Below are 25,286 nucleotides of genomic sequence, written 5' to 3'. Positions count from 1 at the left end.
CGGCAGCCCTGCCGGGCGGGAAGTCCGCTCTGACGAACGGGTGAACACGCTACAGCTTGCAGGCCGGGTCGACGGGCGGCGTGATTTTCTCGCCATCGAAGAACTGCACCTCGGTCAGCGAACGGATCTTGTCCTCGGTGTTCATGGCGCCGGTACGGCCCCAGGTGGGTCCGATCAGTGCCTGGTTGTCGCCCTTGCGAAGGGTCAGGGTGCCGGTGGGCGCCTCGATGCTCAGGCCCGACAGCGCTTCAGCGACTGCCTTGCCATCCGTGTTGCCGGCTTTCTCGATGGCGGCCTTGAAGGCATGGACGGCCACATACGCGCCTTCGGCGTTATAGCTGGGCGGCGTGCCATAGGCTTGCTTGTAGTCGGCCACGAACTTTTTGTTCAAGTCGTTATCGTGGGCGCCGTACCAATAGCGCGTGCCCAGCCATACCCCTTCGGGCATCTGCTCGCCCAGCGAGCTCAGCACCTCGGTCGCCGCGCCCACGGTCAGCAATACCTGGAACCCTTGCTTGAAGAAGCCGCGGCTGTTGGCCTGCCGCACGAAGTTGACCAGATCGCCGCCCCAGAGCGAAATCAGCACGCCGTCGGGTTTATTTTCCATGACGCCATTGATGAACGGCGTGAAGTCTTCCGCCCCGAAGCGCGGGAAGGCCGTTTCGCTCATGAGTTCGGCATCGGGCATTTTCTCTTTCAGGTACTTGCTGAAAAATTCCCATGACTGATGGCCGAAGGCATAATCGGGGCCAATGGTGGTCCACTTCTTGGCGCCCGTCTTGGCCGCGATCTCGGCGGCGCCCGACATGTTCTGGTGCACGTTGACGCTGACGCGATAGGTATAGGCATTGCACAGCTTGCCGGTCACATCGGGCGTAGCCGCATGCGTGATGATGAAAGGCTTGCCCAGCTCGGGCAGCACCGGCGCCAGGCCTTGCGCCACGCCGGAGCTGTCCAGCCCCATCAGCACATCGGCCTTGTCCTGGTACACCAGCTTGCGGGCGGCCTGTATGGCCACCGCGGCCTTGCCCTGGCCGTCTTCAAGCTGCATGGCCAGCTGGCGGCCCAGCACGCCGCCCGATGCGTTGATTTCATTGATGGCCAGCTGCATGCCCTGCTGGGCGAACTTGCCGTAATTGGCGGCGCTGCCCGACATGATGTAGATGGCGCCGATGCGTATGGGGTCTTCCGCGGCCTGGGCCGGCGCCAGGCTGAATGCGCCCGCCAGGGCCAGTGCAGTAAGGGGTCGTTTAGCAAGAAACTTGAACATGCGATGTCTCCGTAAGTAATTGTTTATATACGCTATGTATCTATTTTGTTTCTACTTCTACTTCACACCTTGTATCGTCGATCGAACACCTCCGTTAAGCAGCCTTTCTGTTTACACTGGACCCGGGCATGGCATCAAGTTCCGCCTGGCTGGGTCAACTGATCGCGCAGCAGGTTTTTCCTGATCTTCCCGGTGGACGTTTTGGGCAGTTCGCCAAAAACGATGTGCTTGGGCGCTTTGAACGACGCCATGTTTTCCTTGCAGAATGCGATGAACGCTTGCGCGTCGGCTGTCTCGCCGTCTTTCAGCGTGATGAAGGCGCAAGGCACCTCGCCCCATTTTTCATCGTTCATGGCGACCACGGCGGCTTCAAGCACCATGGGATGGCGATACAGCACTTCTTCGATCTCCTGGCTGGAAATGTTTTCGCCGCCCGAAATTATGATGTCCTTGGCCCGGTCTTTGATTTCCACATAGCCATCGGGATGCATCACGGCCAGATCGCCCGTGTGAAACCACCCGTCGCGGAAGGCCTCTTGCGTGGCGGCTTCGTTTTTCAGATAGCCTTTCATCAAGGTATTGCCCCGCATCACCAGTTCGCCCAGGGTCTGGCCGTCGGCCGGCACCCGTAAGCCATCTTCCAGGCCCGCCACGGCAAGCTCGTCAATGGCCAGGGTACCCACGCCCTGCCTGGCCATCTTGCGCGCCAGGGCTTCGGTGGCCAGGCCTTCCCAGTCGTCCTGCCATACGCACAAAGCGGATGGACCGTAGGATTCCGTCAGCCCATACAGATGGGTGATGCGGAAACCGACTTCCTGCGCCCGGTAGATCACCGGGCTGGGCGGCGCCGCGCCGCCCAGCGCAAACTGCACCGGCGCCGACAGCGACTGCCCGCTTTTGTGGAAGTCGTTCAGCAGCATATTCAGCACGATGGGCGCGCCGCATAAATGCGTGACATGGTGGTTTTCTATGCGCGCCAGCACATGATCGGCCTGTACCTTGCGCAGGCAGACATGCGTGCCGCCCACCGCCGTGATCGCCCAGGTATAGCCCCAGCCATTGCAATGGAACATGGGCAGCGTCCACAAATAGACGGTATCGGCATTCATGTTGAAGGCCATGGCATTGCTCATGGCGGCCAGATAGGCGCCGCGATGGTGATACACCACGCCTTTGGGGTTGCCCGTCGTGCCCGAGGTGTAATTCAGCGCGATCGCATCCCACTCATCGCCGACCGGAGTCCAGGCGAACTCGGGATCGCCCGCCGCAACCATGTCTTCGTAAGTCAGGGCGGAAAGCCCTTGCGATGCGCCCGCCATCCTGGCGATGGCCACCAGCAGGGGCGGCGACTCCATCCGCGCCACCACCTGCTCGACCAGCGGTTCGAATTCGGTGTCGTAGAAAAGCAGGCGCGAATCGCCGTGCTCCAGAATAAACCGCAGCGTGGCGGCATCAAGCCGCGTGTTCAAGGCATTGAGCACCGCGCCCGTCATGGGAATGGCGTAGTGGCTTTCCAGAAGCTCATGCGTATTGAAGCACAGCACCGACACCGTATCGCCCGCCTTGATGCCCAGGTTGGTCAAGGCGGATGCCATGCGGCGGCAGCGGCGGTAGAGGTCGCTGTAAGTCAGGGTCATGTCGTCATCGATGACCGCTGCCTTGTCCGGGAAGATGCCCGCCGAACGCTGCAGGAAACTGACCGGCGTGAGGCTGGCGTAATTGGCCGGGTTCTTGCCCAGGCCGCGTTCATACTGATTGCTCATGCTTGCCCTCCCGGCTGGCGCAGGTATTTGGGGTTGCTCAGGGCCAACTTGGCCTCTGTCAAGGCGCGCAGCAATTCGTACAAGCGCTCTTGTTGCGGCGACCCGGCCGCGCGCGCCCGGATCAGGTCCGCCAGCCCCTGCTCGGTGGCCGCGCCGGGGTCCCCCAGGCCGGTGTTTTCATAGAAACGGGCAATGGCCTGATCCGCGGCGTTATCATGCTCGGCATGGGGCGCCAGTTCGCGCGCGGCAATCGCCATGGCGTTCGCAATCATCAGCACATCGTAGGTTTTATCGGCCGGCAGCAGGGGAAGCAGCTCATCGAGCAAGACGCGCCGCCCCACCCCCAGCAGTTCATGGCCATAAGGACGATTATTCATGCCGCACCCCCATTTGATGGATCTGGTTCAGCAGATCGAATTCGATCTCGGGCAGCAGGCGTCCGGTCAGGGCCAGTTCCAGCGAGTTTTGCTCGCCCGACAGGTGGCGCTGCGCCTGCTGCAAGGCGATAATGGCCCAGCGCGTCATGCCCATCACTTCCCAATACAGCACTTTGCCGGCATCCACGGCCTGCCCGGTGGCATCCGCATAGGCCTGGAACAGATCCGCCTTGTGGCCGACGCCGCCCACGGCCTTTTCAAAGGCCCCGAAACGCCAGCTTCGCGCGCACAGCCATCCCAGGTCTTCATAGGGGTCGCTGAAAGCGGCGAACTCCCAATCCAGGATTCCGCTGATCCGCCCTTCGTGCACCATGTAGTTGCCAGTACGGAAATCGCCATGGCACAGCACGATGGCGGGGCTGTCGGGGGCGTGGTCCTGCAGCCAGTTCAGCGCCCATTCCAGCACAGGATGCGGCTCGGGAATCTGGCTGAGCGCATTGCGGTATTCCTGCACCCGTGCCAGCGCGGGCGACTGCGTGGGCACCGGCAGGAAAGCCAGCCGGTCGTGGGGCGGTCTGACCTGGTGCAGGCGCGCAAGCTCGTAGCCCAACTGGCGCACCAAATGCTGGGCCTGGCTTTCGGTCAGCGCGCCCCGCACCAACTGCCTGCCCGACGCCGTGCCCGGCACGCGCAGCATGACGCAAAAGACACGCCCAATGACTGATGTATCGGCGCATAGCCACAAAGGGCGCGGCACCGTGACGCCCGCCTCGTAGGCCGCTTCAAGCACCTGGAACTCCTGTTCGCGCGTCAGGCTGGCGTCCACCTGCGACGGGGCGTCGCTGCGCACGACCAGCTCGTGCGGACCGGGCAGCAAGCCGCCTTCGCATTCGACCGACAAGGCGTAATTGCTTTGGATGGCGCCGCCCGACAGGCGGGAGAACGCCAGCACCCTGACGTGCGCCGCACCCGTCTGGCGCTGTATATACAGCGCCAAGGCCTGGCTGATCTCATTCGCGTTCATGCGGTCCCCTTGCATCGCGCCGCTACCCCCACGACCAGAAATTGCCGCCGTCTTTGAGCAGGTTCTTGGACAAGACCATTTTATGGACTTCGGAAGCGCCGTCGACCAGGCGGGCCTGGCGCGCGTAGCGGTATATCCATTCCAGCCGGGTATCCTTGGAATATCCCCTGGCTCCGCACAGCTGGATCGCCGTGTCGACCGACTGCTGCAGCACATTGGACACGGCCACTTTGGCCATGGATACCTCGTTGCGGGCATAGTCGCCCTGATCCAGCTTCCAGGCGGCGTGCATGGTCAGCAAGCGGCCCGTCTGTATGGCCATGGCGGCTTCGCCCAGCATCCATTGCACCCCTTCGCGGTCGGCCAGCTTGCTGCCGAACGACTCGCGCTCGGACACATAGGCCGAGGCAATTTCCAGCGACCGCTTGGCCAGGCCCAGCCAGCGCATGCAGTGCGTCAGGCGCGCGGGCCCAAGTCGGATCTGGGTCAGCTTCAGCCCGTCGCCCACCTGCATCAGGCGGTTTTCGTCGGGGATGACCATATCGGTGAAGCGCAGTTCGCAGTGGCCGCCGTGCTCTTCCGGCCCCATGATGGGGATGCGCCGGACGATCTCCCAGCCCGGGTCGTCTTTATGGAACAGAAAGGCCGACAGGCCCTTGCGGGCGTCATCGGACGTACGCGCCATGAGAATGAAGTGGGATGCCACCCCTGCCCCCGTAATAAAGTGCTTCAGGCCATTGACCACCCAATGATCCCCCTTGCGCACCGCTGTCGTCAACATCATGGACGGATCCGAGCCCGAACCCGGCGCGGGCTCGGTCATGACAAACGACGAGCGCACGTCGCCGTTGACAATAGGCTGAAGCCAGCGGGCCTTCTGGGCGTCGGTGGCCACCTTGCTTAGTACCATCATATTGCCATCGTCGGGCGCGGCGGAATTGAAGACCACAGGACCGAAAATGGACCGGTTCATGGCTTCGTAGCAAGCCGCCATCTCGGCCATGTTCAGCCCCTGGCCGCCCAGATCCCGGGGCATTTGCAGGGACCATAAATCGTTCGCCTTGGCCTTGCCGCGCAAGGTCTGCAGCAAGGCTTCGTTGATGTTTTCATGCTCGTCGTAGGAATCCGCCCGCTCTTCGAGCGGTATGAGTTCCTGGTCGACGAATTCCTGGATGCGGCTGCGATACGCTTCGCCCCGGGGTGATAAGGTAAAGTCCATGTCGCGATAACCTCTTATTAAAGGGATGACTGCAAGTGCCCGCCATCGAGCACAATAGAACTGCCCGTCATGTAGGACGAAGCATCGGAAGCCAGCAGCAGCAAAGCGCCGTCCAGATCGGCCGGCGTGCCCAGGCGCCGCTGCGGAATGCGGCTGATCAACGCCTTGCCGGCGTCGGAAGCAAAAAAATCACGATTCAGCGCGGTTTCGATATAGCCGGGCGCCAGGGCGTTCACGCGGATGCCGTGGCGGGCCCATTCCAGCGCCAGGGCGCGCGTCATGTGCTCGAGCCCCGCCTTGGACGTGGTGTACGGCAGCACCGAGCCCGCGACGCGATGCCCCAGGATGGATGTTACGTTGATCAGCGAACCGGGCCGGCCCGCCTTGACCAGACGGCGGGCCGCCTCGGTGCAGACGATCCAGCTGCCCTTCAGGTTGACATCCATGACCTGCGACCAGTCGGCCTCGGTCAGGTCCAGCGCTTTCCGGCCGGCGGCCATGCCGGCATTGGACACCACGATATCGATCACGCCGCATGCCGACTGCGCCTGCTCGAACGCGGCCTGCACGCTGGCCGCGTCGGTGACGTCCATGGCGGCCGCGTGCGCGGCGATGCCCTGTTCTTTTAGCTGCGCCACCAGCTGCTGCAGCGGTTGCAGGCGGCGCCCCCCGACCACGACAGTGGCCCCGGCCGCACCCAGCGTACGGGAAAACTGCTCGCCCAACGCGCCCGCGGCGCCCGTCACCAGGGCAACCTTGCCATCCAGGCGGAATCTATTATCCATGCCAGCCCTCCTTCTTGTTTCGAGCATAGAACGATCGTTCGATAAAGTCAACGGCGGCAGGCCTCGGGCGTTGTCGTGGTTTACCTCTATACTGCACGGATCGACGGCTATGGCACGGTCTTCATGACGACACGCATTCCCCAGCTCCAGCGTTTTTTCTACAGCCACTATTTCTTTGGCGGGCTGCGCCAGGCCATAGGCGTACTGATGCCCGCGCTGGTTCTGGCAGGCCTGTTCCAGATGTATGCCATCGGCATGATTTCCGCCATCGGCGCGGCCTGCGTGGCCATCATCGACCAACCCGGCGGGCCGCGGCGCTACGGCACCAATGGGATGCTGGCGGCTATTTTGCTGGGTTCGCTGACCGCGTTCGTAACCGGGCTGGCTTCGTCGCACAGCCTGCTGATCTGGTTCACGGTCCCCCTTCTGTGCTTTGTGTTCTCGATGTTCACCGTGTTCGGCAAGCAAGGCGGCCTGCTGGGTTTTGCCTGCCTGCTGATCATGACGCTGACCATGCGCGTTCCGCTGGCGCCTCATGAAGTGCTCGAGCACACGCTTTACTCGTTCGCCGGCGGCGCCTTCTACTTCGTCTACAGCTTTGCCATGCACCGCCTGCTGTGGCATCGCGAAGAACAGCAGGCCTTGTCCGTCGCGCTGTTTGCCACGGCCGACTACATGGCGGCCAGGTCCCGCTTCTATGACGTCAATTCCGACCTGGAAGCCAGCTATCGCGCCCTGATTCGCGCCCAGGCGGACATGACCGACAAGCATCAGGCCGCGCGCGACACCGTCCTGCGGGAATTGCCCAAAGGCCATGGACATGCGGACCGCCTTCGCACGGCATCGCTGAATGTCTTCATCGACATGGTGGCCTTGCTGGACAGCCTGGTGGCCACCCATACTGACTACGCCACCTTGCGCCGCAGCCTGCCCGACAGCGATATTCTGGTTTTCGCGCGGGATGCCTTGCAGAAGCTGTCCATGAACGTGGCGCGCATCGCCCTGAACATCGCGCGGGACAAGCATGTGAAAGAACGCAACAGCGTCAAGGCCGAGCTGCGCGCCATCGAGTACGAGCTGGAAAAATACCGGGCCGGCGGCATGGTCGAGCGCGACCCCGAAATCTACGCCCTGCTGGTACAAGTACTGCGCCGGCTGCGCAACGCCACCCGGCTGGTCGATCGCATGGCCGAGCACATCAGCCACACACCGAACGCCGAGCTGGTGGACATGCGCCTGGAAAAATCGCTGGACCGCTTTCTGTCGCGCAAGAAATGGCGGCTGGGCATGCTGACCAGCAACTTGCGGCTGGACTCATCGCATTTCCGCTATGCCAGCCGTGTCGCCATTGCGGCCCTGCTCGCCATGAGCCTGACGGCGGCCCTGTCGCACGTGGACGTGCTGGAACGCATGGTGCCCGGGCTAAGCGCGCACAGCTACTGGATTGTGCTGACGATACTTGTGGTCATGAAGCCGGGCTTTGCCCTGACGCGCCAGCGCAACGGCTGGCGGCTGGCCGGCACCCTGATCGGCTGCGTCCTGGCCCTGGTGCTGTTCAACGTAACCCAGAGCGTCAACGTTTACCTTGCGGTGCTTATCATCTGCTGCGTACTGGGCTACAGCCTGATCCAGGTGAACTTCATGGGGGCCGCGATTTTCAACACCCTGTTCGTGCTGCTGGTGTTCCATTTCCTGTCGCCCACCACCAATGCCGTCATTGGCGAACGGCTGATCGACACCTTCGTGGGATGCAGCCTGGCGCTGCTGTGCAGCTACATCCTGCCATGGTGGGAGCATCGCTACATGAGCTCGCTGGCCAGGGCCGCCAAGAAGGCGAACCAGGAGTTCTTCAAGGCCGGCCTGCGCTATGCCGAGCTGAGCCGGGCGCAGACCGCGGCCCACACAGGGCTTGACGGCTCCCGCACGCTATCCGCGCAAGACCTGAAAGACCTGGACGATGAACAACATGAGGCCGAGGTGCACTGGCGCGTGGCCCGCAAGAACATGCATATCGCCTTCAGCAACTTTGCCTCGGCCTTTTACCGCATGATGGATGAACCCATCCGGCGTCAGGCCAATGTCCCCGAACTGAACAACCTGCTGATCCAGAACCATGTCCTGGCCTCGCAGATCACCTCGGCCATCCCGGTGCTGGCCGGCCTGGTTTCCGTACCCGAAGGCATACGCAAGTCGCTCGACGCGGTGAGCCTTTCGCTGAGCGACCAAGAGGCCGACCCGCCCGCATCCATAGAAACCGAAGGCGAGCTGGCGACGCTGGCCTACCCCTTGCGGCAGATGGTCAAGGCCTCGCAATTGATACGGCAGGAAATGCGCGGCCTTGACGCCGCGAGCCACGACCCCGCCTGAAGCAGATGCGGGCCCGCCGGCGCTTGCCGGTCAGTCGTGGGCCTTGCGCCGAAACACCAGCTTGTCCGCCGTGGACTCGGCGGCGGCATAAGCGTAGCCTTCGGTGGCAAAGCCCTGCAAGGCTTTCACATCGCTGATCTTGTGCTCGATCACATAGCGGGCCATCAGCCCGCGTGCGCGCTTGGCATGGAAACTGATCACTTTCCATGCCCCATTCTTGTAGTCCTGGAACACGCACTGCACCACCCTGGCTTGCAGCGTATCGAGATCGACCGATTTGAAATACTCTTCCGATGCCAGGTTCAGCACCACGGCGGCGGCTTTCTTGCCTTTGCCCTGACCGGCCAGATGCTGGTTCAGGTAGTCGGCAATGGCGCTGCCCCAGAACTCATAAAGATTCTTGCCCTTGCGGGTTTCCAGCCGCGTCCCCATCTCGAGCCGATAGGGCTGCATCAGGTCCAGCGGACGCAATACCCCGTACAGGCCGCTGAGCAGCGCCACATGATCCTGCGCCCATTTCAACTGCGCATCGGACAGGCTAGGCGCGTCAAGGCCTTCGTAGACATCGCCATTGAATGCCAGTACCGCCTGGCGCGAATTGGTCTGGTTGAAGACCGGCTTCCAGGCCGCGTACCGCGCTACATTGAGCTTGGCCAAGGCATCGCTCAGCTTCATCAAGGCGGCGATCTCCGAGGCGGATTTCTTCTTCAATACCTTGATGAGTTCCGCAGAGTGATCGACAAACAAAGGCTGCGTGTGCAACGTGGTGCGCACCGGCGAGTCATAGTCCAGCTTTTTTGCCGGAGACAATAACAACAGCATGAAGAGTTCCCGTGGATGTAGGGTTAAAGAAACAAGGCCTGGGTGCTCGCCCCAATGCCTACCGCGCGGTCCAGCCGCCGTCCAGCGACAGCGTCGTGCCGGTCATTTGGTCGGCCGCTTCGGACGACAGAAAGACGGCCGCCCCGCCCAGTTGCTTGGGCGTCACGAACTGCAGCGATGGCTGCTTTTCCATCAGCAGTTCTTTTGCCGCCGCCTCGATATCCAGGCCGTTCTTCTGGGCCAGCGCCTCGATCTGTTTTTCTACCAGGGCGGTGCGTACCCAGCCCGGGCAGATTGCATTGCAGGTCACGCCATTGCCTGCGTTCTCGAGCGCGGTCACCTTGGTCAAGCCCACCACGCCATGCTTGGCGGCCACATAAGCGGATTTGGTCGCGGACGCCACCAGCCCGTGCGCGGAAGCGATATTGATAATGCGCCCCCAACCCTGTTTCTTCATATACGGCAGGGCGGCCGCCGTACCGTGGAACACCGCCGACAGGTTCAGGGCAATGATGGCGTCCCAGCGATCGACGGGAAAATCCTCGATCAGGTCGGTATGCTGTATGCCGGCGTTGTTCACCAGAATGTCGATGCTGCCCAGGGCTTTGACCGCTTCATCGATGAAATTGCGTGTGGCATCGGCCTGCATCAGATCGGCGTTTATATAACGCGCCTTGACGTCGAATTCCAGCTCGAGGTTGACGCGTTCTTTCTCGATGGCGTCGGCATCGCCAAAGCCGTTGATGACCACATTCGCCCCGTTGGAAGCCAACTCGCGGGCAATAGCCAGACCAATACCACTGGTCGAGCCGGTAATGACTGCGTTTTTACCGTTCAGCATGTTGTTCCTTTTCATATCGTCCAGAATATCGAAACTGTTTGCTAAGTGTACCGCCCGGCAGGCCCGGCCGGAGGCCTGGATGCAGCGCCTTTGGCCCATTATGATTTTTTTTTAATTCTTGCTAGAATAGCGGACTTGCCTTCTAGCGCCCGTCTGGTTTTCGACCAGCTCCAGACATTTTGGCCTGGCAGGCAACAGCAGTAACAATGCAGTAAACACCAATGCAGTAAACCCGGACAGGTGGCAGAGTGGTCGAATGTACCTGACTCGAAATCAGGCGTACGGTAACCCCGTACCGTGGGTTCGAATCCCACCCTGTCCGCCAGAATACCCATAGAATCAAATCGCTACGGCAATTCGGATACCCCCGAGTTGCCGTTTTCTTTTGCGCGCAGGTTTCCACGCACCGAATGAAGAAGCGCTGGCGCATCCGCACTTGAACTGTGCCGCGCCCGCGCACCATGACAGGCACGATCCACGCCGACGCGCGCGGCGCGGCCGGGTGCAGCCCCAAAACAATCAAAAAAATATGGCACGCGTTTTGCTTGATCCTGAACGGCGAGCGGCAACAGACTGATGGCAGTCCGTTGCGAAGCCCCCGTTATGCCTCGCCATTGTTTTCATAGGCCGGGGGCAACCTTCAACTTCGTTCAGGAGCCTGACTTATGTATACGCGTTTCCCTGGTTCTATACCCACCACGACCCTCTCCCCTATTGCAAGACAAACGCGTGCGAAGGGCATCATGGGCAACCGGCTGGCCACGGGCGGAATATGCGCGCTGATGCTGGGCGCCGCGGCCTGCGCGCCCGCGTATGCGCAAGACGCCGGCGCCGCACAGGCCTCGGACTTTACCCTCAGTGCGAATATGTCTTTGGTCAGCCAGTATCGTTACCGCGGCATCATGCAAACCAACAACAAGCCGGCCATCCAGGGCGGGTTCGACCTTGTGCACGCCAGCGGTTTCTATATCGGCAACTGGAACTCGAGCATCAGTTGGCTGGACGATTCCGATCCCGATGTATCCGCAGCGGTCGAAATGGATTTTTATGCGGGGTATGCGGGCACGCTCTGGAAGGACCTGACTTTTGATGTGGGGATACTGGAGTACTACTATCCGGGCAGCTATCCGGGCGGCTACACGCGTCCGTACACAACGGAAGCGTATTTGGGCCTGGGGTATGGCCCCATCGCGTTCAAGTATTCGCATGCCTTCACCAACCTGTTCGGCGTGCCCGACAGCAAGAACAGCCAGTACTACGACCTGTCGGCCAGTTTTGAAACAGGCGTGTGGGGCACGACGCTGGACGCGCACGTGGGATACCAGAAAGTCAGGAATCTGGACGACGGCTCGTATACCGACTGGTCGCTGGGCCTGAGCAAAGACTGGGGACAGGGGTTCAGCACCACCTTGGCCTACATCGACACCAATGCCGACCGGAACGTCTACAGCAACACGAAAGGACGGTACACAGGCCGGGCCACGGCCCTGCTGTCATTGAACAAAACCTTTTAGGCGCTGCCCCTGGCGTTGCTTCCTTCCCCACATCAGCCTATAGTAGTAGCGTGTCATGCGTTGGTAGTGGGGGTGCTGCGCACCCTGGTGTCGGCTTTGGCATGCTTGATTGCCGGGCCGGCCTGAATAAGGAGCCGCCATGAATATCGAGTCTCTTAATCTGGTCATCGACCTTAACCGCGATGGGGCCTATAGCCCGTGGGAGCTCTGGGAAGCCGTCAAATGGGTCTACCGTCTTCCGGGCAACCTGCTGGTTGAAGGCCTAGGCCATATTCCCTATCTATCCACCCTGCTCAATATCCAGGCATCCGAAGCCACGGGATATCGCAGCCTGAATGGCTCCCTGTCAGTCACCCTGTCGCTGATGCTTTGGGTCGTTGCGATCTTCAGCTTGCTGACCTGGCTGTCGCCCACGGTCGACGAACCCGACGACGCCAGCCTGGATGCTGCAAGCGCCCGCCGTAGCCCGGCTACCGGCGCCGCCCATGCCCGCCTGGCAGAGCCAGACGGCAAGCAGGGCCACGATGAAGCGGCGGCTCCGCATGCGCGGCCGCACCTGCCGGTCAGCCGCGCCAACTATGCGGCGCCGGGCAAAAAACCCAAAAGGCACCGGCGCCATCACCGCCTGGTCAACTACCTGATCAGCCACGCTAAATAGGCCCGGCAACCGCTACACAATGTATCTTTGCATCGGCCCCTTCCCTTGTCCGTAGCTTTTTGATGCGCTTTGACCGGTTTCAGCAAACGTTCAGAAATCGAAAAAATTGCAGAATAGGCTTATCAACCTAGGACAAAAGGTGGTCATCATGAAACGACTGCTGTTGGCTGGCGCGATGCTAGCCGCCGTCGTGGGATCGGGCGCGGCCATGGCACGCAACGATTTCCACACATCCACCCGCGGGCCGGGCGCGATCTACAGCGAGCCCAATTACAACCCCCCGCCCATACGGCATATGGAACGGCCGCGCGTGATTATTCTGCCCGAGCATGTTTACCGGCCTGTGCCCAAGTATCGCTCGCGTCATCAACACGATCAGTATGCGGGATACCGGCACTATCAGCCGCGGCATCACCATTATCGGCATCATTACCAGCCCTATGGGCAGTACGGGCGCCCCGGTCATCATGGCGGCTACCGCAACGGGTGGCAGCGCTAGACGCGCCATGGCCTGGATTCAAGCGTAATCAGCCGCCCATGGGATGGACGCCGCCATCCATGGTGATCAGTGCGGCGGTGATATAGCTGGCCCGCGCGGATGCCAGGAACAGCGCCGTATCGGCCACTTCTTCCGGCTTGGCCAGGCGGCCTAGCGGAATTTTCTCTTCCCTGGCTTTCAGGAGCGCATCGATGGACTTGCCGGTGAGTTCCGCCTCGGCCTGCAAAGAACCCTGCACCCGTCCGGTCAGGGTGGCGCCCGGGTTGATGGCATTGACGCGTATGCCATGCCGCCCCCAGGCATTGGCCAGGCCGGCCTAGGCCAGCATCAGCGCCGCGTTGGCCGAACCGCCGGGCAGATGGATGGGGCTGGCCATTTTGCCGCCCGCCCCGATGATGTTGACGATGGCGCCCGTGCCGCGCGCCACCATGCTCTTGATCGCGGCATCCATGGCATTGATATAAGGAAAATACTTGGCATCCATGGCGTCCCGCCAGGATTGGGGCGTGAGGGTGGCGGGCGGGTAACGCTTGGCCGCGCCGGCGGAATTGACCAGCACGGCAACGGGCCCCAGCTCTTTTTCGACCGTGTCGACCATATGCTGCGCCGCTTGCGCATCGCACAGGTTGGCCGCTACGGTAAGGACCGGATGCCCCGCCCCCTTAAGCTCGGCCTGAGCCGTCTTGAGGTTGTCAGCGCTGCGAGAAGCAATGGCGACCCTGGCCCCTTCGCGGGCAAAGGCATGGGCGCAGGCCAGGCCTATGCCTTTGCTGCCCCCCGTGATCAATACGACTTTACCGTTCAGCTCCAGATCCATGCCCACCCCTTTTCTGTGTTTGCCGCAAGCGGCGAAGCTCAAGCCCCGGCGGCCAGCCGTTCGACCCCGCCCATATACGGGCGCAAGGCCTCGGGAACGCGGATGCTGCCATCGGCCTGCTGATGATTTTCCAGTACGGCGACCAGTGCGCGGCCCACGGCCAGGCCCGAGCCGTTCAGGGTGTGCAGGTATTCGGGCTTGCCTTTTTCAGGACGATAGCGCGCCTGCATGCGCCGCGCCTGGAAGGCTTCGCAATTGGACACCGAGGAAATTTCGCGCCAGGTGTTCTGTGCCGGCAGCCAGACCTCCAGGTCGTAGGTCTTGGCCGCGCCAAAGCCCATGTCGCCGCCGCACAGCAGCACCACGCGGTACGCCACGCCCAGCCGCTGCAGCACGGCCTCGGCATGGCCCACCATCTCTTCCAGGGCGTCGTAGGACTGCTCGGGATGCACAACCTGCACCATCTCGACCTTGTCGAACTGGTGCTGGCGTATCATGCCGCGCGTATCGCGTCCGCCGCTGCCCGCTTCGGAGCGGAAGCACGGCGTGTGCGCCGTCAGTTTCACCGGCAGTTCGCTATGCGCCACGATGGTGTCGCGCACGGAACCGGCCAGGGTGATTTCCGAGGTGGAAATCAGATACAGGTCTTCGTGGGCAGCGGCGTCGTCTTGTTCGCTTGCCGCTTCGTCGTCCTGGCCGCCTTTGGTGACCCAGAACATATCATCCTTGAACTTGGGCAACTGCCCGGTACCGAACAGGGTTGAGCTATTCACGATATAAGGTGTGTAGCATTCCTGATAGCCGTGCTCGGCGGTTTGCAGGTCAAGCATGAACTGCGCAAGGGCGCGATGCAGACGGGCTAGCGGCCCACGCAGCATCATGAAACGCGCGCCGGACAACTTGCGCGCGGTGTCGAAATCCAGGCCGATAGGCTCGCCCAGGGCCACGTGATCCTTGGGTTCGAACGCCAGGGGCTGCGGATTGCCGTCGGCATCGGTCGCCATGCCTGGGGGAATCCAGCGGCGCACCTCGACGTTGTCATCGCTGTCTTGGCCGGCCGGCACGCTTTGATGCGGCAAATTGGGAAGCGTCATGAGCCAGGCGTTCAGTTCGCTTTGCACCGCCGCCAGATCCTGTTCCAGTTCTTTCAAGCGGGCGGGAATCTGCTGCGACTCGGCCATTTCCTTGCTGGCATCTTCACCTTTGGACTTCAGTTGCCCGATCAGCTTGGACACCGCGTTGCGCCTTGCCTGTAGCGCTTCGGTTTCGACCTGGACCGATTTGCGGCGCGCTTCAAGCTGGTTGAACCGCTCTGTGTCGAACGCAATGCCGCGTAGTTCCAGCGCCTTCACGACGGTGGGCAGATCTTTACGTAACTGATTGGGGTCTAGCATAGATAACCAAAGAAAGATTAAGAAAACGGGGCGCTAGCCTTTGCCTTGCTGTTTGTCGAGTTCGCGCAAAAAAGCCAGCTTTTCAGAGATTTTACCCTCAAGCCCACGGTCGGTCGGCCGGTAGAAGCGGGCCCGCAAGCCATCGGGAAAATAACGCTCGCCCGCGGCATACCCATGCGGCTCGTCGTGCGCATAGCGGTAGGCGTGGCCGTGCCCCAACTCTTTCATCAGCTTGGTGGGCGCATTGCGCAAATGCATGGGCACCGGGGCGCTGCCGTTTTCCTCGGCGTAGCGCCTGGCCTGTTTGTAGGCGTTGTAGACCGCATTGGATTTGGCGGCGCAGGCCAGGTACACCACCGCCTGGGCCAGCGCCAGTTCGCCCTCGGGCGAGCCCAGCCGCTCGTAGATGTCGGCCCCATTCAGGGCAATCTCCGTGGCGCGCGGATCGGCCAGTCCGATGTCCTCGATCGCCATGCGCACAATGCGGCGCGACAAATAGCGCGGGTCGGCGCCGCCATCGAGCATGCGCGCAAACCAGTACAAAGAAGCGTCCGGGTCCGAACCGCGCACGGCCTTGTGCAAGGCGCTGATCTGGTCATAGAAGGCGTCGCCGCCCTTATCGAAGCGGCGCAGGTTTTGCGACAACGACGTTTCCAGCCACTCGCTGTCGATCAGCGTGCGCTGCGCCCCGCGCGCCGATTCGGCAACGACCTCCATGGCATTGATCACCCGGCGCGCATCGCCATCGGCCCAGCGGGCAAGCTGCTCGCGCGCGGCGGCGTCGAACTCCAAGGGTTCGCCGTCGTCATTCAGAATGGCAATGGCGCGGTCGATCAGTTGCTGCAGCTCTTCGACCGCCAGGGACTGCAGCACATAAACGCGCGCCCGCGACAGCAGGGCCGAGTTGACCTCGAAGGAGGGGTTCTCGGTGGTCGCGCCAATAAAGGTGAACAGGCCGCTTTCGACATAAGGCAAAAAGGCATCCTGCTGCGCCTTGTTGAACCGGTGGACTTCGTCGACGAACAGAATGGTGCGCCGGCCCTGGCCTTGCGCCACCTGGGCGGCAACGACCGCCTCGCGTATATCTTTGACGCCCCCCAGCACGGCGGAGATCGCCAGAAACTGGGCATCGAAGCCGTCGGCCATCAGGCGGGCAAGCGTCGTCTTGCCCACGCCTGGCGGCCCCCAGAAAATCATGGAGTGAGGCCGCCCCGACTCGAAAGCGACCCGCAAGGGTTTGCCCGGCCCAAGCAAATGGGCCTGCCCAACGACATCGGACAAGGTCTTGGGACGCATGCGCTCGGCCAGCGGCGCATGTGCAAGCACGCCGGGCGCATTGGAAAACAGGTCGTGCGAACTTGCCATAAAGGCCTGCTACATTTTGACGACGTCTACGCCCGCGGGCGGCGTAAAGGAAAACTCGCCGGCGTCCAGAGCAGGATTGGACGCGATATTGCTCAAGTCGATACGCGTGGTCTGGCCGAAGGAATCCAGCAGTTCCAGCCGGGCCGGCATGGCGTCCTTGAAGCCGATGTCCACATGCGTGAAGCCGGCGTCCGCGCTGCGGGGTTCGGCGCGCAGCCAATCCAGGCCGTCTTTGGCCGGCAGGCTGGAAATATTGAAGGCGTCATCCAGCGACCCCGAGCCGAACAGGATGGCGGCGGGCGAAGCCCCGATGGACTGATCCACATCGCGCTGGGTGACCTGGGCCAGATCGGGATCGTACTGATAGACTTGTTTGCCGTCGGAAACAATAAGCTGCTCGTAAGGTTTCTTGACCGCCCACTTGAATTGGCCCGGACGCTTGAACGAGAACTGCCCCGACTGGGCCGGCTTGCCTTGCCCCTTCTGGTCGATACGCTGCTGCGTGAAATCGCCCGTGGCCGACTGCACCTGAGTGATGAACTGCTCCAGTTGTTGGGGGGCTTCGGCCGCCCAGGCCGCCAGGGGGCTGGCCGCCACGATGGCCGCCGCCACAAACTGCTTGAAACCAACGTTAATCTTCATTTGAACCATTCCCTGCAGGAACCAGGATTTCACGGTTGCCATTCGATTGCATGGGCGATACCAGGCCGGCCTGCTCCATTTGCTCGAGCAGCCGCGCGGCGCGGTTGTAGCCGATGCGCAAATGACGCTGTACTGAAGAAATGGACGCGCGCCGGTTCTTCAGAATCACTTCGACGGCCTGATCGTACAACGGATCGGATTCGGCATCGGCAAACCCGGTGACGCTGCCGACCCCGTCGCCGGTCTCGCCCTCGAGCGCGCCTTCCAGCAGGCCGTCGACATAGTTCGGTTCGCCCTGCTCTTTCAAGGCCTCGACCACGCGATGCACCTCATCGTCGTGCACAAAGGCGCCGTGCACCCGGACGGGCAGGCCCGTGCCGGGCGGCATGTACAGCATATCGCCCTGCCCCAGCAGCGTTTCGGCGCCCATCTGGTCCAGAATCGTGCGCGAATCGATTTTCGAGGAAACCTGGAAAGCGATGCGGGTGGGGATATTGGCCTTGATCAGGCCGGTGATCACATCGACGCTGGGACGCTGCGTAGCCAGAATCAGGTGTATGCCGGCGGCCCGTGCCTTTTGCGCCAGTCGGGCGATGAGCTCTTCGATTTTCTTGCCCACCACCATCATCAGGTCGGCCAGCTCGTCGATGACCACGACGATCATGGGCAGCGGCGCCAGGGGCTCGGGCGCATCGGGGGTCAGCGAGAAAGGGTTCGGTATGGGTTCTTCCCGTTTGATGGCATCGCGTATCTTGCTGTTGTAGCCCGCCAGATTGCGCACACCCATTTTGCTCATCAGGCGGTAGCGTTTTTCCATTTCGCCCACGCACCAATTCAGCGCATTGGCGGCATGGCGCATATCGGTGACCACCGGCGCGAGCAAATGCGGAATGCCTTCGTAGACGCTCATTTCCAGCATCTTGGGGTCGATCAGAATAAGACGGACCTGGGTTGCGTCGGCCTTGTACAGCAAGGACAGGATCATGGCATTGATCCCCACCGACTTGCCCGAGCCGGTCGTACCGGCCACCAGCAGGTGCGGCATCTTGGCCAGGTCGGCCACCACCGGATTGCCGGCAATGTCTTTGCCCAAGGCCATGGTCAGCATGGAGCTGCCCGCGTGATAGGTTTGCGAGCCGATGATTTCCGACAGCTTGACCATTTGCCGCTTGGGGTTGGGCAGTTCCAGCCCCATCAGGTTCTTGCCCGGAATGGTCTCGACCACGCGGATGCTGACCAGGCTGAGCGCCCGTGCCAGGTCTTTGGCCAGATTCACGATCTGGCTGCCCTTGACGCCGGTGGCGGGTTCGATTTCGTAGCGGGTGATCACCGGACCGGCCTGCGCCGCCACCACCACGGCCTTGACGCCGAAGTCGGACAGCTTTTTCTCGATCAGGCGCGAGGTGTATTCAATGGTTTCGGGCGACACCGTTTCAGGGTTTTCCACCGGCATGTCGAGCAGGCTGATGGCGGGCAGGTCGCCCGAGCCGCCGGCTTCGATGGGCGCGGTGAATAGCGTTTTCTGCTTTTCCTTTTCCACCCGGACCGATTTGGGCACCGACGTGATGGCGGGCTCGATGCGCACAGGCTGTTCGTGCACCAGTTGTTCCTGCTTGGCGACCACGGTTTCGTTGCGTTCGGCTTTCTTGGCCTGCCCAACCTTGCGGTCATCGTGGGCGGCTTTGAGCTCGAACAGGCGGCGCACCGTCTTTTCAATGGCCAGCCCCACCCGTTCAGACAACAGCAGCCACGAAAACCCGAAAAAGAGGCTGGCGCCGACCGCCACGAACACCAGCAGCAGCAATGTGCAGCCGGTGACGCCCATGGCCAGCGCCATGCCGCTGGCCAGGAGCTGGCCCAATTGCCCCCCGGCGCCTGCCGGCAATTCGGCGCCGAACTGCTTCAGTTGAAGGGCTTCGGTACCCATGGCCCCCACAAACAGCAGGAAAAAGCCAATGCCGACCTCCCAGCGCAAGCGGGGCAGGGGTTCTTCTTTATTGGGCAGCAGGATGTGCGTGAGCCGATAAAACCCCAGCGCCACCCGCTGGGCCAGCAACACCACCCATAGCCAGGCGGAATAGCCAAACAAAAACAACAGGAAATCAGAAATATAGGCCCCCAGCGTGCCCCCCCGGTTCAGCGTCGTGGTGGCATGCACGGAATGCGACCAGGCAGGGTCGGACGGGTTCCAGGTGGCAAGCACCAAACCCAGCCAGGCCGCCAGCGCGGCGAACACGATCCAGCGCGCTTCGCGCAGCAAGCCTGACAGCCGGGACTGCAAGGGAGAAGGCCCATTGCGCACGTTGCGCGAGGAGCGTGGGGATGTCGCAGGTAATCTAGCCATAGACTCATTATAATTGGCTGTTCACTTTTTTCGGATTTTCTGTGATGACGACTCCAAAACACGCCAAAGTACTGATTTTAGGTTCGGGCCCGGCCGGCTACAGCGCCGCCGTTTATGCAGCGCGCGCCAACCTGAATCCCGTACTGGTGACCGGTCTGGAACAAGGCGGCCAACTGATGACGACCACCGACGTGGACAACTGGCCCGCGGACGCCCAGGGGGTGCAAGGCCCCGACCTGATGCAGCGGTTCCAGGCCCACGCCGAGCGTTTCAACACAGAAATGATTTTTGACCATATTGCCAGCGTGGATTTGTCCAAGCGCCCCTTCACCCTGACGGGCGACACCGGCGCGCAGTACACCTGCGACGCGCTTATTATCGCCACGGGCGCTTCAGCGCAGTACCTGGGCCTGCCCACCGAACAGGAATTCATGGGCCGCGGCGTGTCGGGCTGCGCCACCTGCGATGGTTTTTTCTATAAAAACCAAGATGTTATCGTCGTTGGCGGCGGCAACACCGCCGTTGAAGAAGCCCTGTACCTGTCCAATATCTGCCGCAGCGTCACCCTGGTGCACCGCCGCGACAAGTTCCGCTCCGAACCCATCCTGACCGACAAGCTGATGGACAAAGTCGCCAACGGCAACATGAAGCTCAAGCTCTTTTATACGCTGGAAGAGGTCCTGGGCGACCAATCGGGCGTGACCGGCGCCCGTCTGCGCAACGTTCAAACCGGCGATACTGAAGACTTGCCCGTCACCGGGGTCTTCATCGCCATCGGCCACAAGCCCAACACAGGCATCTTCGAAGGCCAGTTGGCCATGGAAAACGGGTACATCATTACCCAGAGCGGCCTGAAAGGCCTGGCCACCATGACCTCGATACCCGGCGTTTTTGCCGCGGGCGACGTACAAGACCATGTGTACCGCCAAGCCATCACCAGCGCAGGCACGGGCTGCATGGCCGCGCTGGACGCACAGCGCTGGCTGGAGAATGCCGGCGAATAAAGGCGGGCGCAAGGGCCAGGCCGCCAGCGGCCTGGCCGACCTGAAGCGCCTGCACAAAGCAGCGGTGTCCGCCGCCGCGGCGGCGCCCCCTTCCCCGCCGAAGCCGGCCAAGGCCGCCGCCGGCCCCGTCAAAGCCGCCCACATCGGCGAAACGGGCCTGGACCGGGAAGATGCCCTATTGTTCCGGCGCGCGATGAAAACGGTTACGCCCATCAAGGACCCCCATCGCATGATTTTGCCGGCGCCTCCCCTGGCGCCGGGCGAACTATTGCGTCAACGGCGCGAACGCGCAGTGGGCCAGGAACCGGTACGCCTGCCGCAAACATCAGACCACTACACGCCGGCAAAAATGGATGGCGACGATGCGCGCTACCTGCGCCGGGGCCACGGCCCCGATGTGCTCAAGGGCCTGAAGCGCGGGAAATGGGCCATAGAGGCCAGCCTGGACCTGCACGGCAGCACGCTGGAGCAGGCCCGCGAACGGCTGGACCGCTTCCTGGAGTCCTGTCTTGCGCACCGGATCAAATGCGTGCGCATCGTGCATGGCAAAGGCTATGGCTCGAAAGACGGGGAATCGGTGCTCAAGCAAACCATCCGCCGCTGGCTGAGCCAGATCGACAGCGTGACCGCTTATGCGGAATGCTCGGAGCCCGACGGCGGCGCCGGCGCCGTACAAGTCCTGCTGCACGTACCCACTGCGGACCACGGCGCCCACTGACGGCTGCCGAAAAATACGGGCCCGCCCGCGATACAAACCCATCCATCGGCAAGGCGATTGCGGCGCAAATGACAAAAGCCGACGATTTTGTCGTCGGCTTTTGTGCATTTATATTTTTTATGGGACCTGCTACTTTCTTATATTACCGATTTATCGGCTTTGCCCATGCAGGGCTTTGTCTCCTCACCTGCATGGACAGGATTGTGCATCATATTGGTGAATGCAACACTTAGGGAATGCACTAAGTTAATGCCTTTTTGGTCTATTACCGGTAGATTTTGGGCAATATTGGTGCCAACGTGTTCGTTGGCCCATCCATTCAGCAGTCACTATCCCCGCTCACGCGCCCCGGGCAAGACTATGAATGCACAGGCCGGGCAGTCAGTTGCACGCCCAGCGCCGCACATACACGGGCAATGGTGTCGAAACGTGGATGTGAGCCAGGGCGCAATGCTTTATAAAGCGCCTCGCGCGTCAGGCCGCTAGCCCGCGCAACCTCGGTCATACCGCGCGCACGGGCAATGACACCCAGCGCATGGGAAAGCTCGGCGGGATCGTTCTCTTCCAGAACGGCCGTCAGATAGTTGGCAATATCCTCGTCCGTCTTGAGGATTTCAGCCATGTCGAACTCTGGCAATTCGGAAATCTTGGTGGTCTTGGTCATGTGCGTTACTCCTGCATCGTTTTCGCCAGTGCAATGGCCTGCTTGATATCGGCTTTCTGCGTGGACTTGTCGCCACCGCCCAGCATGACAATCAGCACGCCACCCCGTTGGGTGTAATATAGCCGCCAATCCACGCCATGACGCCGCAAACAATCAAAAGAAAAAACCCGCAAGCCTTTCGGCAAGCGGGTTTCGTGTACTACCGTGTACGACGGTAGACGATATTACATGTTTTCGATCATGACCTGGCCAAAGCCGGAGCACGATACCTGGGTCGCGCCTTCCAGCAGGCGGGCGAAGTCGTAGGTGACCTTTTTCGACAGAATGGATTTTTCCATGCTGGAGATGATCAGGTCGGCGGCTTCGGTCCAGCCCATGTGGCGCAGCATCATTTCGGCGGACAGGATTTCGGAACCGGGGTTCACGTAGTCCTTGCCGGCGTACTTGGGCGCCGTGCCGTGGGTGGCTTCGAACATGGCAACCGAGTCGGACAGGTTGGCGCCGGGAGCGATACCGATACCGCCCACTTGCGCGGCCAGCGCGTCGGACACATAGTCGCCGTTCAGGTTCAGCGTGGCGATGACTTCGTATTCAGCCGGACGCAGCAGGATTTGCTGCAGGAAGGCGTCGGCGATGACGTCTTTCACGGTGATTTCGCGACCCGTTTTGGGGTTCTTGAATTTGCACCATGGGCCGCCGTCGATCAGTTGGGCGCCGAATTCTTTTTCGGCCAGCTCGTAACCCCAGTCACGGAAGCCGCCTTCGGTGAACTTCATGATGTTGCCCTTGTGCACCAGGGTGACCGAGGACTTGTCATTGTCGATGGCGTACTGGATGGCCTTGCGGACCAGACGCTGCGTACCTTCGCGCGACACGGGCTTGACGCCGATGCCCGATGTTCCGGGGAAGCGGATCTTGTTGACGCCCAGCTCGTTCTGCAGGAAGTCGATCAGTTTCTTGGCGTTGGCGCTTTCAGCTTCGAACTCGATGCCGGCGTAGATGTCTTCCGAGTTTTCACGGAAGATCACCATATTGGTTTTTTCAGGCTCTTTGACAGGCGAAGGCACGCCCTTGAAGTACTGGATGGGGCGCAGGCAGACATAAAGGTCCAACTGCTGGCGCAGCGCAACGTTCAGCGAACGGATGCCGCCGCCAACCGGGGTGGTCAGCGGGCCCTTGATGGAGACCACGTATTCCTTGACGGCTTCCAGGGTTTCTTCGGGCAGCCAGACGTCGGGGCCATAGACTTTGGTCGATTTCTCGCCGGCGAAGACTTCCATCCAGTGGATCTTGCGCTTGCCGTTGTATGCCTTGGCGACAGCGGCGTCAACGACTTTGAGCATGACGGGGGTGATATCGGCGCCCGTGCCGTCGCCCTCGATATAAGGGATGATGGGTTCATCGGGTACGTTGAGCGAAAAATCGGCATTAACCGTGATTTTTTGGCCCTCGGTGGGGACCTTGATGTGCTGATAAGACATGGATGCTCCAGTTTGCTCCGTAAGGAGTAGAAATCAGTCGAATGGGAAAAGTAAACGCTCAGCGGAAAAACGCTCAGTCTTATATAAGAGTAGTTTATCCTAAATTTGCCAAAGCCGATATTGACGCATACCCGCAAGCTGCCTGAAATCGAAGACAGCGGCGGGTAAAATAGGAATTTTACCGGCAAGCGCGCCGCGGCGGCACACGCCGGCGCGCTTCATTATGTACAGGATGCTTTATGTTCAACCCCTCGCGCGAGCAGGTGCGGCAGTTCTTTACCGACGCATGGCGCAAGCACAGGTCGGCCGGGGTGCTGACGCCACTTGAAACCATGGCGGTCGACCTGATGGAATTGCATCCGGAATATCATGCCGATCTGGAACGCCCCGATGCGGCCGAAGCGGAATTTTCCGTTGAGCAGGGGAAAACGAATCCGTTTCTGCATCTGTCCATGCATCTGGCCATCAATGAACAGTTATCCATCGACCAGCCGCCCGGCATCAAGGCCGCCTTCCACAGTTTGCTGGCCACCCGCGATGCGCACGAGTCAGCGCACGTGATCATGGAAGCGCTGGGCGAAACGGTGTGGGAATCCCAGCGCCTGGGCACGCCCCTGGACACCGAAAAATACCTGGAACTGATCCGCCGGCACGCAACGCGCAATTAGCCCGCCGGCCCTGCGGCATCGCGGCGGGCAGCCGGCGGCCGCCTGTGGCGGCAATCCTGAACGCATTCAATGCAAGTAAAAAAAGCCCGAATCCGGCATTGAACCGGGCTCGGGCTTTTGCCCCTGGAACTGGCTGGCCGGCTTGACGGAACCAGCGCCGCTCTGGGGGGATTTGGTGGGCGCCTGTGCCGTATTACTTGCGAACGGCCAGCGGCGACGGCAGGCTGGCGAGCCATGCCGAAATGTTCTTGATATCGGCGGGCGACAACTGGGCCACCATGGCGCCCATGATTGCATTCTTGCGTATGTTGGCGGTGTCGGGCGCGCCCGCTGCACCCCGTTTGTAAGACCTGAGCGCATGCTCAAGATAGTCTTGATGCTGCCCTGCCAGAATGGGATACGCCGGCATGGTGGACGTCTTGGCGTCGGCGCCGTGGCAGGTGGCACAGGTGAATTTTTCGAATGCTGCTTTGCCGGCGGCCAGGTCGGCGGCCGAAGCGCCCGAAGCCAAAGCGAAAATAGCGGAGCCTGCCAAGGCGAGTGTCAATTTTTTCATTCAGGCCCCCGATTATTTAAGACTGGAGTAATAAGCAGCCAGATCGGCCATGTCTTGCTCGGTCAGGCTTTGAGCAATGGCTTCCATGGTGGGGAAGGTACGCGCGCCGCTGGCATATTCTTTTAGCGCCGCCACGATGTACTCGGCATTCTGGCCGGCAATCATCGGTACATGGTAGATCTCGGGGTAGCTGGACTTGTAACCCTTGATGCCGTGACAGCCGATGCACATAGAAGTTTTGGATAGTGCGGCCTTAGCGTCGCCCACAGGCGCGGCATCAGCCGCAAGGGCTTGGCCCGCAATCGCACAGGAAGCCGTAACGGCTAGCGCAGACAAGGTGCGCGTAAGGTAAGTTCGCAACTTCATAATAGCTCTTGTTTGGCGGTGAATAGAAGTTGATCTATGTCAACAGACCAACGAAAAATTGAGATTGTACGATAATTGTGATGCGTCATACATGAATGGCCCTGCAACGTTGCAATACCGTACACCAC

24 protein-coding genes, 1 tRNA gene and 1 pseudogene are annotated in these 25,286 nt (G+C 61.2%); 8 read left to right on the top strand and 18 right to left on the bottom strand.

All coding sequences use genetic code 11. The features are described from left to right. Nucleotides 1-49: 49 nt before the first annotated feature. The 6 genes from RE432_RS10365 to RE432_RS10340 all read right to left on the bottom strand — a co-directional run bounded on the left by RE432_RS10365 (nt 50) and on the right by RE432_RS10340 (nt 6,438). Nucleotides 50-1,270 (bottom strand): ABC transporter substrate-binding protein, encoded by a 1,221-nt coding sequence (locus RE432_RS10365; protein ID WP_310933342.1) that lies wholly within the window; start codon nt 1,268-1,270, stop codon nt 50-52. A 134-nt stretch (nt 1,271-1,404) separates the two neighbouring features. Continuing rightward, nucleotides 1,405-3,033 (bottom strand): long-chain-fatty-acid--CoA ligase, encoded by a 1,629-nt coding sequence (locus RE432_RS10360; RefSeq protein ID WP_310933341.1) that lies wholly within the window; start codon nt 3,031-3,033, stop codon nt 1,405-1,407. After that, a complete protein-coding gene (locus tag RE432_RS10355) occupies nt 3,030-3,410 on the bottom strand; it encodes a DUF6285 domain-containing protein (protein ID WP_310933340.1) in 381 nt (126 codons plus the stop codon). Before RE432_RS10355 ends, RE432_RS10360 begins: the two co-directional genes overlap by 4 nt. After that, nucleotides 3,403-4,434, bottom strand: coding sequence for a phosphotransferase family protein (locus tag RE432_RS10350; protein ID WP_310933339.1), 1,032 nt, complete (start codon nt 4,432-4,434; stop codon nt 3,403-3,405). Before RE432_RS10350 ends, RE432_RS10355 begins: the two co-directional genes overlap by 8 nt. 22 nt (nt 4,435-4,456) lie before the next feature. Beyond that, nucleotides 4,457-5,653 (bottom strand): acyl-CoA dehydrogenase family protein, encoded by a 1,197-nt coding sequence (locus RE432_RS10345; protein ID WP_310933338.1) that lies wholly within the window; start codon nt 5,651-5,653, stop codon nt 4,457-4,459. Nucleotides 5,654-5,670: 17 nt separating this feature from the next. After that, nucleotides 5,671-6,438: an SDR family oxidoreductase gene (locus tag RE432_RS10340; protein WP_310933337.1), complete on the bottom strand. Its 768-nt coding sequence runs from the start codon at nt 6,436-6,438 to the stop codon at nt 5,671-5,673. Nucleotides 6,439-6,561: 123 nt separating this feature from the next. Between RE432_RS10340 and RE432_RS10335 the strand changes: the two genes are divergently transcribed. Further along, on the top strand, nt 6,562-8,805 hold the full coding sequence (locus RE432_RS10335) for an FUSC family membrane protein (protein ID WP_310934199.1): 2,244 nt from the start codon (nt 6,562-6,564) through the stop codon (nt 8,803-8,805). Between the two features lie 30 nt (nt 8,806-8,835). On the opposite strand, the gene yaaA is transcribed toward RE432_RS10335, so the two are convergent. Then, complete coding sequence (yaaA, locus tag RE432_RS10330) at nt 8,836-9,627, bottom strand: peroxide stress protein YaaA (RefSeq protein ID WP_310933336.1); 792 nt, start codon at nt 9,625-9,627, stop codon at nt 8,836-8,838. 58 nt (nt 9,628-9,685) lie between these two features. Further along, entirely contained in the window at nt 9,686-10,468 is a 783-nt protein-coding gene (locus tag RE432_RS10325) for a 3-hydroxybutyrate dehydrogenase (protein WP_310933335.1), read from the bottom strand. 234 nt (nt 10,469-10,702) lie between these two features. Here RE432_RS10325 and RE432_RS10320 point away from each other — a divergent pair. The 4 genes from RE432_RS10320 (at nt 10,703) to RE432_RS10305 (ending at nt 13,139) form a co-directional block, all read left to right on the top strand. Continuing rightward, nucleotides 10,703-10,793, top strand: a tRNA-Ser gene (locus RE432_RS10320). A 418-nt stretch (nt 10,794-11,211) separates the two neighbouring features. Then, nucleotides 11,212-11,982 (top strand): TorF family putative porin, encoded by a 771-nt coding sequence (locus tag RE432_RS10315; RefSeq protein ID WP_409079863.1) that lies wholly within the window; start codon nt 11,212-11,214, stop codon nt 11,980-11,982. Between the two features lie 139 nt (nt 11,983-12,121). Continuing rightward, nucleotides 12,122-12,640: a hypothetical protein gene (locus tag RE432_RS10310; protein ID WP_310933334.1), complete on the top strand. Its 519-nt coding sequence runs from the start codon at nt 12,122-12,124 to the stop codon at nt 12,638-12,640. Between the two features lie 148 nt (nt 12,641-12,788). Beyond that, complete coding sequence (locus RE432_RS10305) at nt 12,789-13,139, top strand: hypothetical protein (protein WP_310933333.1); 351 nt, start codon at nt 12,789-12,791, stop codon at nt 13,137-13,139. Between the two features lie 28 nt (nt 13,140-13,167). Here RE432_RS10305 and RE432_RS10300 read toward each other — a convergent pair. The 5 genes and pseudogenes from RE432_RS10300 to RE432_RS10280 all read right to left on the bottom strand — a co-directional run bounded on the left by RE432_RS10300 (nt 13,168) and on the right by RE432_RS10280 (nt 19,701). Then, nucleotides 13,168-13,956 (bottom strand): annotated as a pseudogene (locus RE432_RS10300) (SDR family oxidoreductase). Nucleotides 13,957-13,994: 38 nt separating this feature from the next. After that, nucleotides 13,995-15,350, bottom strand: a complete 1,356-nt coding sequence (gene serS, locus RE432_RS10295; RefSeq protein WP_310933332.1) for a serine--tRNA ligase — start codon at nt 15,348-15,350, stop codon at nt 13,995-13,997. Nucleotides 15,351-15,383: 33 nt separating this feature from the next. After that, the gene (locus RE432_RS10290; RefSeq protein ID WP_310933331.1) at nt 15,384-16,715 is read right to left on the bottom strand and encodes a replication-associated recombination protein A; all 1,332 of its coding nucleotides are present in this window, start codon (nt 16,713-16,715) and stop codon (nt 15,384-15,386) included. A 9-nt stretch (nt 16,716-16,724) separates the two neighbouring features. After that, the gene (gene lolA / locus RE432_RS10285) at nt 16,725-17,357 is read right to left on the bottom strand and encodes an outer membrane lipoprotein chaperone LolA (RefSeq protein ID WP_310933330.1); all 633 of its coding nucleotides are present in this window, start codon (nt 17,355-17,357) and stop codon (nt 16,725-16,727) included. Beyond that, a complete protein-coding gene (locus tag RE432_RS10280) occupies nt 17,347-19,701 on the bottom strand; it encodes a DNA translocase FtsK 4TM domain-containing protein (RefSeq protein ID WP_310933329.1) in 2,355 nt (784 codons plus the stop codon). Before RE432_RS10280 ends, lolA begins: the two co-directional genes overlap by 11 nt. A 44-nt stretch (nt 19,702-19,745) precedes the next feature. Between RE432_RS10280 and trxB the strand changes: the two genes are divergently transcribed. Both trxB and RE432_RS10270 read left to right on the top strand, forming a co-directional pair. Then, nucleotides 19,746-20,705 (top strand): thioredoxin-disulfide reductase, encoded by a 960-nt coding sequence (gene trxB, locus RE432_RS10275; RefSeq protein ID WP_310933328.1) that lies wholly within the window; start codon nt 19,746-19,748, stop codon nt 20,703-20,705. After that, nucleotides 20,692-21,423 (top strand): Smr/MutS family protein, encoded by a 732-nt coding sequence (locus RE432_RS10270; RefSeq protein WP_310933327.1) that lies wholly within the window; start codon nt 20,692-20,694, stop codon nt 21,421-21,423. Before trxB ends, RE432_RS10270 begins: the two co-directional genes overlap by 14 nt. 358 nt (nt 21,424-21,781) lie before the next feature. Here the strand turns inward: RE432_RS10270 and RE432_RS10265 are convergent, their stop codons facing one another. Genes RE432_RS10265 through icd form a run of 3 tightly spaced genes read right to left on the bottom strand, consistent with a single transcriptional unit; the run spans nt 21,782 to nt 23,568 of the window. Next, complete coding sequence (locus RE432_RS10265) at nt 21,782-22,087, bottom strand: addiction module antidote protein (protein WP_310933326.1); 306 nt, start codon at nt 22,085-22,087, stop codon at nt 21,782-21,784. A 5-nt stretch (nt 22,088-22,092) separates the two neighbouring features. Then, nucleotides 22,093-22,272, bottom strand: a complete 180-nt coding sequence (locus tag RE432_RS10260; protein WP_310933325.1) for a hypothetical protein — start codon at nt 22,270-22,272, stop codon at nt 22,093-22,095. Nucleotides 22,273-22,311: 39 nt separating this feature from the next. Further along, nucleotides 22,312-23,568 carry an NADP-dependent isocitrate dehydrogenase gene (gene icd, locus RE432_RS10255; RefSeq protein WP_310933324.1) on the bottom strand — a complete coding sequence of 419 codons (1,257 nt, stop codon included), beginning with the start codon at nt 23,566-23,568 and terminating at the stop codon, nt 22,312-22,314. A 239-nt stretch (nt 23,569-23,807) separates the two neighbouring features. Here icd and RE432_RS10250 point away from each other — a divergent pair, with 239 nt between their 5' ends. Next, nucleotides 23,808-24,236 carry a DUF1841 family protein gene (locus RE432_RS10250; protein ID WP_310933323.1) on the top strand — a complete coding sequence of 143 codons (429 nt, stop codon included), beginning with the start codon at nt 23,808-23,810 and terminating at the stop codon, nt 24,234-24,236. Between the two features lie 193 nt (nt 24,237-24,429). Here RE432_RS10250 and RE432_RS10245 read toward each other — a convergent pair whose 3' ends face one another. Both RE432_RS10245 and RE432_RS10240 read right to left on the bottom strand, forming a co-directional pair. Continuing rightward, entirely contained in the window at nt 24,430-24,792 is a 363-nt protein-coding gene (locus RE432_RS10245) for a c-type cytochrome (protein WP_310933322.1), read from the bottom strand. Nucleotides 24,793-24,804: 12 nt separating this feature from the next. Beyond that, a complete protein-coding gene (locus RE432_RS10240) occupies nt 24,805-25,158 on the bottom strand; it encodes a cytochrome c (RefSeq protein WP_310933321.1) in 354 nt (117 codons plus the stop codon). Between the last annotated feature and the right edge of the window lie 128 nt (nt 25,159-25,286).

Origin of the sequence: Pusillimonas sp. SM2304 (assembly GCF_031628915.1) — a bacterium.
Taxonomy (GTDB): Bacteria; Pseudomonadota; Gammaproteobacteria; order Burkholderiales; family Burkholderiaceae_B; genus Pusillimonas_C.
This window is presented reverse-complemented; position numbering and strand designations above follow the sequence as displayed.